This window comes from Promicromonospora xylanilytica (assembly GCF_054782895.1).
The window spans coordinates 99,739-106,201 of sequence record NZ_BAAGRP010000015.1; the positions used below are offsets into that span (position 1 = coordinate 99,739).

Consider the following 6,463-nt stretch of genomic DNA (forward strand, 5'->3'; position numbering starts at 1 on the left):
ACGGGTTACTGATCATGCTTGGCGGATAAAGCGAGGTGCTAAACGCCCGTGTTCGCGACATTGACGTCCACCAGGTAACCGAACAGGTGTTGATCGCCACGGTCGCCTTCGCGGCCGTCGGCTTGCTGCGTCGGCTCGGCAGTCCCGGTCCCTGCTGCGGCAAAGTACGTCCGAGGATCGTTCGCCGATTGCTCGAGTTGTGCACGCACGACTGCGATCGCGGTCACTGTTCCCTGGATCGTCTCGTCGACATCGCTGTGGTGCTCTTCGCTGCCGAAGCACTGGGCTGCCAGTTCCTCGTCGAAGATGTCCTCCAGGACCTCATCGTGACCGCCGTGGGAGATCCCCCACTCGATGTCATCCCCGACAGCGAACGGGGCTCCACAGCACTGCAGCTGCCAGTCGGAGTACCACACCTTGATTTGCACCACGCAATCCTGGGGGTGTCCGAAGAACCTGTCCATCGCACTCCACCGGCGCCGAGGGCGCGAGGGTGGACCTCAGCGGCCGTGCACCTTGTCGGTGCGGAGTCACACCGAGCGGGCCGTTGGCATCGCGACAACGAGGTGCCGCGTCAGCTCGTCGAGATCCACACGGATCAGGCGGCCCAGGCGGTAGCCCGTGATCGTGCCGTCGGCGATGCGGCGGCGCAGCGTCTTGACCGACACGTGGAAATGCTCGGCTGCGTCGGTCAGGGGGACCAAGCGAGCGTCGCGTGTGGGAGTGATGTCGTGGTGCGGCATGGAGTCTCCTTTCGAAGTCGTTCGGCTCTGCCACGTAGGTGTGCCGCGAATGTCAGGGACTTGTTACGGCACGGCGAGCAAGGGCCACGATGGGCGGGCGTCGGAGTGCGCTCTTGACGACATCTGAGTTCCTCGTCCAGTGCTGGGCGCCCAGGACTGTGCCGTACACGACCCGACCGCGTGCCGATTTCACCCGCTCACCCTGTTGATCCGATTTGTACCGTTATGTACCGTCGGCGTTGCCCCGAACAACAAAGTTTGGAGAAGTCATGGCACAACGGAAGCAACGATCTCGTACGGTTGCGGTCACGGTATTGAGCGCGCTCATGACCGCCAGCCTCGGTGTGTTGGTCGCCCAGCCTGCCGCAGGCGCGTCCGGCGATGTTCCGGATCTGCCGCTTACCCAGGTCGACCCGTCATGGGTCAGCTCCTCAGGTGAGGGCTGGCGAGTTTCGAGCGAGCCGACGCCGATCGATGCCAACGGCGCTCGAACCCTCGCTGAAGACGATGAGGAGTGCTCTGCGGTAGCCGATGACGGTACCTGGACCTGTCTGCGCACCCTGGATCAGGACCTCAAGGAACTGCCGTCCCTCGAGAGCGGCGCCGCGGACTTCGACCCATATCCCATCCCGGAGTGGTGCACCGAGCACGGTGCAAGCGGTGTTACCTACGTGACTCGTCACAACGGGTGCGTCATCTCCAGCCACGTCTTTACCGTCTACCAGACTCGTGATGGCGTGACCACGGTTGTCGGCCTGATGAACTTCCTCGTCGCGGACTACATCGTCACTTCGCCCGACACAAACTTCTGGCACCACCAAGTCACGGTCGCACCGAGCATCCTGACTGGTGAGGCGGTCGGAGTCGAAGTGGCTGGTGTGCCCCTGTGCGCAAGCGGGCCGTGCGTGGAGGAGGACGTCGACTTCGTGCCTGAAGCGCTCACCACGGTCGGCGACGAGGTCTCTGGCCTGGCCACGTGGGAATGGCCGGTCGTCGCGGGTGGTCAGGGGACGAGCAACACCGGCTGGTCGCTCAGCTTCCGGGCGCCTACGGCTCAGGAGTGGGTCTCGGGGCAGTTCGGCAACGCGGCTGACATCCGGTGCGACAGCGAACTGATCAACCGCGTCGCCGGATGTGTCATCCCGTTCGCGACTCCGACGATGACCTGGGCCTACTGGGAATTCCCGGAATACGGTGACCACCTGATCGATGCGATCAACAGTGGTCTACCCGGCGCGAATCTAGGTGCCGGCTCGGTACCCCTGCACCGCCTGATGGACGATGCGCTCCAGCAGGCTAACCGCAATCTGGCATGTCCCGACAGCTACCCGCGACCAACTGGCAAGAGCTGCGACGAATACCCCTTCGCATCCACCTACGAAGGAGCCTCAACAGGCGGAGGTACGGGACGCACATTCGACTGGTGCGGTATTTCACAGCTCCCTACCGGCGTGACCGGACCGACTGGGTACAGTTCATGCATGATCGACGAGACGAACAACTCCGGCGCAGGCGGCCAGCTGGAGACCCGCCTGTACGGGCCGGAACGCGTGCTCGACGGTGACGCTTTCTGGGTGAACTTCAGCGGATAGCCGATGATCGTCAGCAACGACGGCGGCAGCCACACGTACGCGGCGCGAGTCAGCGAATCCTGCCTCGCGATACACGGGTGCGCGTGGCTGCCGCCTGGCGATCCCGGTGTGATCGCTCAGCTCATCCTGGACGCCGAGGCTGGGCCCGAGGTCCGTTCAGTCATCCCCGCTCCTGAGGGCCCCGGAGATGTGCATCTGGTACGAGCCCCAGTGATTCGCACAGGAATCTCCATGGGGCCAGTGAGCGTCACGCTCGCCGCGCACAACGCCCCACCACCTGTGGAGCTGGACGCGTCTGTCGACGCCGCCGAGTTCAGTATCTTCGCGGTGAATCAGCCCGCTTTCGTTGGCGGGTTCGGCGATGCCTCAACGCCCAACCGAAGTATCGATCTCTCGGGCCCTGGTTGGTATCGCATCCGAGTGCGTGCCTCGGGGCGGGCAAGAGCGCGAGACCTTGTGGTCAAGGAGCCTGTCGAGAGCTACAGGATCGACGTATGGCGTGCGGACTACGCTCAGCCGCTGGCGCTCACACACTCGGTGACGGAGCCAGCTGCTGTGCGGGCCCGTCGCGTAGCAGATCTGAGGCAGAGGGCGTCGCAGGGGAGCAACCGCCTCGCAGGGTTTCTGAACCGCAGCCAGCACGTCCCGGCACCGCGGCTCAGCGCAGAAGAGCAAGCTGCCGTTGACCGTGGACAGGACCGGCTTCGAGACCTGGCCGCGCGTCAGCGACGTCGCAGGGAGGAATGACTGCTCGGAAGCCAGCCGTCGCTCTAGCGGTTCGTCTGGGGGACTGCCAGTGCGAGTACTGGTGGCTCTCAGTCCCCTGTCCCGGTAATCCGGCAGACCGTACGGCGGGTGCGGGCGCAGAGACGACGAAGCTATAGCCGGGCGGCCGATAGGCCTCAGCGCCCCAGTGCTGCATTGGCCAGCGCCGCCGCGACCGCGCTGATCTGACTCCGTGCTCGACGTCCCGTCGGCGGTTCGGCAATGTTGACGAGGATGTCGTGGACGTTGGCCTCGTACTGATGGAGGACGTGTCCGGCGACTGGCTGGCCGTCGTCGTGCTGGTAGCCGAGGTCGGTCAGGTGGGCCGCGATCTGGTCGAGGGGTAGCTTGCCGTCGGGGGTGACGGCCGCGTACGCGAGAACGAGCAGGTCGGCGTCGACGGCGAACCGCCCACGCTCTTGTGGCGGAGTGATCGATGCGGCGAGATGGTCGAACAGCACCGTGGGACGGTCCCGGGCCGACGCGCCGGCCCGGGTGAGGTGCAGCGCTCCCTTGTACTTGCGCAGCAGCCGGAGGTGTTTGACCAGCGACTTGCGAAACTCTGCTACGGGGTAGGTGAGGTCTTCGCGGTTGCCTTTGCCGATCCAGTTCGCCATCGCGGGGATGAGGGTGGCCGTTTCCTCCACGGCCGCGGGGCGCAGGTAGCCTGCCGCGGTGAGCGGGATGCCACCGTCGCCAGCGTGGTCGAGGAACCACAGGTGGGCACTGAACGCGGTGCGGAGCTCGTCGTCGGACGGCCTAGCCGGTGGGTCAGGGAGGGCGGCGAGGCAGGCTCCGAGCTCGGCGCCGTGGCTGGTGATCGAGAGGATGTTCACCAGTTCCAGCAGGCGTGGGTGCACGCCACGGGCGCGGAGCACGTACCAGGGCCGTTTGAGCAGCTCGTTCACCCCGGCGGGCTCGAACCGGTCCGGGTCCTCGACGAGCGTGGCCAGGCCGTCGTTCATGTACTCGAATCGTGAGTCTTCCGGTGGCGCAGCGCGCCTTCCGTCCACGCACACCGCCGGGGGAGTACCCGGCATGGCGGGCAGGGACGTCTCCAGGCGGAGTTTGAGCTGCCAGTCGTCGCCGTAGTCGTATACGTACCGCAGCCCGTCGCCGGGCTCGTTCAGCACCTGATCGAGGCGAACCTGTTCCTCCGGGGTTCCTTCGTCCTCACCCTCTGCGACGTCGTACGGGCACAGGAAGAGCTGAGCGTCGCGGTCCCAGACGCTGCCGCCGAGCGCGAACCGGTGCAGGTGGGAGTCCGACCACCCGAAGGCGTCCTGGATGACTTGGTGCACGACGTCGAGCGTGAGGTCAGATCGCAGATCGAGTCGACGCCAGATCGGTGGTTGCGCGTCATCGAGATCGATTCGGATCCGTAGAACGGTCGAGAGGTCTCGCGGCATCGCTTCGGAGGGCGGCACGGCGTCGAGGTGATCGCTCACCCGGCTACCGTACCGACCGTATGGCGGGGCGTTGTTTGCGGCCGGCGGGACGGCGCTCCCGGCATGCCGTGGTGATGCGATGGTCCCCCTCGGCGCTACACGCCAGGCATCAGGGCTCGCCGCTGGTATCGCCACGCAGGTTCTCGACAGCCGTGCGGCACCCGGGGTCACTCGTTTCGTCCGACACGGAGTCAGTGGTATCGAAGAGAGTCTGGTCGCTGATGGTGTCGCGCGGCTGGCGCATGGCGTTGCGCGCGGCCTGGGCTCGCCGAGCGAACGCATTGGTCTCCGCGAGTACCTCGCAGAAGATGGTCCAGTCGGTATCGGAGGCGCTCGCGGCGATGACCGTGGGGTCGTAACGGGTGGTCCAGCCTTTGAGGCTGTGCCAGATCGTGACCCACAGTCGCAGGCTGGACGACGAGACACCGCGTCGCGTGCCGTCGGCCTGGCTGTTCTCACGATCCCCGACCCTGTCGTTGCGCAGGGCGTGAGGGAGATTCTCGTTCTTCCTGACCGTGGACAGGAGTTCCTGGACGTCCGCGGCGGTCACAGGTTCGATGGTCTGCTGGTCGGGATCGGTGGCGGCAAGGGCTGCCCGGACAGCCTCGTACTCAGGGTAGACCGGGTGCCCGCCCTCGATCCGTGCCAGGGCCTCGGCGGCGAGGCTGCGAATGTGGTCAGGCCGGGTGGCGTCGCGGGAGAGGTCGACGAGCATGCTGAGGCGTTCGAGGGTGTTCTGCGACTTGCGGCCGGTGACGATCAGCGCCGCCTGCTCCCGTACCTTGCCTTGCCCAGGGTGCTCCTGTGCGATCTTCGTCGGTTCGGCAGGTTGCCCTGGCGGGGTCCGGTGGACTCCACCGTCGGCGTCGACCTGGCTGGTCTTCTTGTTCTCGTTGCGGCGCGCGCCGCCGAACCGAGTCTCGGCCTGTCGGTGCGCAGCGTCTTCGCGGAGTAGTTCCTTGATCTCGCGATAGAGGGCTTCCTTCTCCAACGGGGTGTAGTCCTTGCGTTGAGTGTTCTCGTCGCGTTCGGCCAGCAGAGCTGTGACCGGGTCGGAGATCCCAGAGCGCACCCAGACCTTGATCGACTTCCAACCCAGGCGCTTGACGGCCTCCAGGCGCCGCCACCCGCACACCAGCACCCGGTCCGGCGTAACGGTGATGGGCTGCAGCAGCCCGAGCCGGTCGATCGACGCGGCTAGCGCGTCCAGGTCGCCGGCATCCTTGCGGTGCCGGGCGCCGACCGCGATCGAGTCGACAGTCACCGTGAGGGTCCCGGCTGGGGTGCCGTTCTGGTCAGGCATCGCGCACCCTCCTCGTCGTTATCTGTCCATCTGTTGCAGGGACCGTGGCCCCGCCCCCTGGCGGCGAAGAGCGGACTATCTGGCTCACGAGCCGCTGATCCGTCAGCAGAGTGGAGATAGGTTCACCGGACAGGACACGGCGGAGGAGACCCGCGACATGCCCGAGGCCGTCGTCGGGTCCCAGGATGATGCGGCACAGGGTGGTCCACGAGCGGAGCGGGATGTCCAGGAGAGTGAGCGGTGTCAGGTCACGGCGCAGGTACTCGAACGCTGTGGTCGGGTTGCCAGCCTCGGCGAGGCGGGAGCAGATGTAGTCCAGGCCGTTGGTGGCGACGGTGCGGGGCCAGCCGAGCGCCACGAGCAGCTCGACGACGTTCGCCACGGCCACTGGAACTTCCATGGGAGCAACACCATTGACCGAGCTCGGGCGGGTAGACGACTCGTCGAGCAGTCGACGTCCAACCGCAGTGGTCGTGTCGAGGTGGTCCGTCCAGGAGCGGTCACCGTCGTCACATTCGCCGAACCGGACCGGGACTGATGCGCGGGTAGGTGTCACATGATCTGCGGCGCTGAGGAGCGTTGCAGGGAAGGATGTGCATCATGCCTGCTCCC

The 6,463-nt window shown here is 66.0% G+C and carries 6 protein-coding genes; 1 reads left to right on the forward strand and 5 read right to left on the reverse strand.

What is annotated here, in order from left to right; translation table 11 throughout:
* Positions 1-38: 38 nt before the first annotated feature.
* On the reverse strand, positions 39-464 hold the full coding sequence (locus ACYVK7_RS15325; RefSeq protein WP_460888583.1) for a DUF6578 domain-containing protein: 426 nt from the start codon (positions 462-464) through the stop codon (positions 39-41).
* 66 nt (positions 465-530) lie between these two features.
* On the reverse strand, positions 531-743 hold the full coding sequence (locus ACYVK7_RS15330; protein WP_460888584.1) for a helix-turn-helix domain-containing protein: 213 nt from the start codon (positions 741-743) through the stop codon (positions 531-533).
* A 326-nt stretch (positions 744-1,069) separates the two neighbouring features.
* On the opposite strand from ACYVK7_RS15330, the gene ACYVK7_RS15335 reads away from it, so the two are divergent.
* Complete coding sequence (locus tag ACYVK7_RS15335) at positions 1,070-2,335, forward strand: NucA/NucB deoxyribonuclease domain-containing protein (protein WP_460888585.1); 1,266 nt, start codon at positions 1,070-1,072, stop codon at positions 2,333-2,335.
* Between the two features lie 902 nt (positions 2,336-3,237).
* Here the strand turns inward: ACYVK7_RS15335 and ACYVK7_RS15340 are convergent.
* The 3 genes from ACYVK7_RS15340 to ACYVK7_RS15350 all read right to left on the reverse strand — a co-directional run bounded on the left by ACYVK7_RS15340 (position 3,238) and on the right by ACYVK7_RS15350 (position 6,251).
* Positions 3,238-4,509: a plasmid pRiA4b ORF-3 family protein gene (locus tag ACYVK7_RS15340; RefSeq protein ID WP_460888591.1), complete on the reverse strand. Its 1,272-nt coding sequence runs from the start codon at positions 4,507-4,509 to the stop codon at positions 3,238-3,240.
* Between the two features lie 148 nt (positions 4,510-4,657).
* Entirely contained in the window at positions 4,658-5,851 is a 1,194-nt protein-coding gene (locus tag ACYVK7_RS15345) for a ParB N-terminal domain-containing protein (protein WP_460888586.1), read from the reverse strand.
* Positions 5,844-6,251 carry a hypothetical protein gene (locus tag ACYVK7_RS15350; protein ID WP_460888587.1) on the reverse strand — a complete coding sequence of 136 codons (408 nt, stop codon included), beginning with the start codon at positions 6,249-6,251 and terminating at the stop codon, positions 5,844-5,846. Before ACYVK7_RS15350 ends, ACYVK7_RS15345 begins: the two co-directional genes overlap by 8 nt.
* Positions 6,252-6,463: the final 212 nt, after the last annotated feature.

Bases quoted from the DNA above. Each gene is read 5' to 3' on its own strand.
- ACYVK7_RS15335 (WP_460888585.1), top strand. From the start codon at position 1,070: ATGACCGCCAGCCTCGGTGTGTTGGTCGCCCAGCCTGCCGCAGGCGCG.
- ACYVK7_RS15330 (WP_460888584.1), bottom strand. From the start codon at position 743: ATGCCGCACCACGACATCACTCCCACACGCGACGCTCGCTTGGTCCCC.
- ACYVK7_RS15350 (WP_460888587.1), bottom strand. From the start codon at position 6,251: ATGGAAGTTCCAGTGGCCGTGGCGAACGTCGTCGAGCTGCTCGTGGCG.
- ACYVK7_RS15325 (WP_460888583.1), bottom strand. From the start codon at position 464: ATGGACAGGTTCTTCGGACACCCCCAGGATTGCGTGGTGCAAATCAAG.
- ACYVK7_RS15340 (WP_460888591.1), bottom strand. From the start codon at position 4,509: ATGCCGCGAGACCTCTCGACCGTTCTACGGATCCGAATCGATCTCGAT.
- ACYVK7_RS15345 (WP_460888586.1), bottom strand. From the start codon at position 5,851: ATGCCTGACCAGAACGGCACCCCAGCCGGGACCCTCACGGTGACTGTC.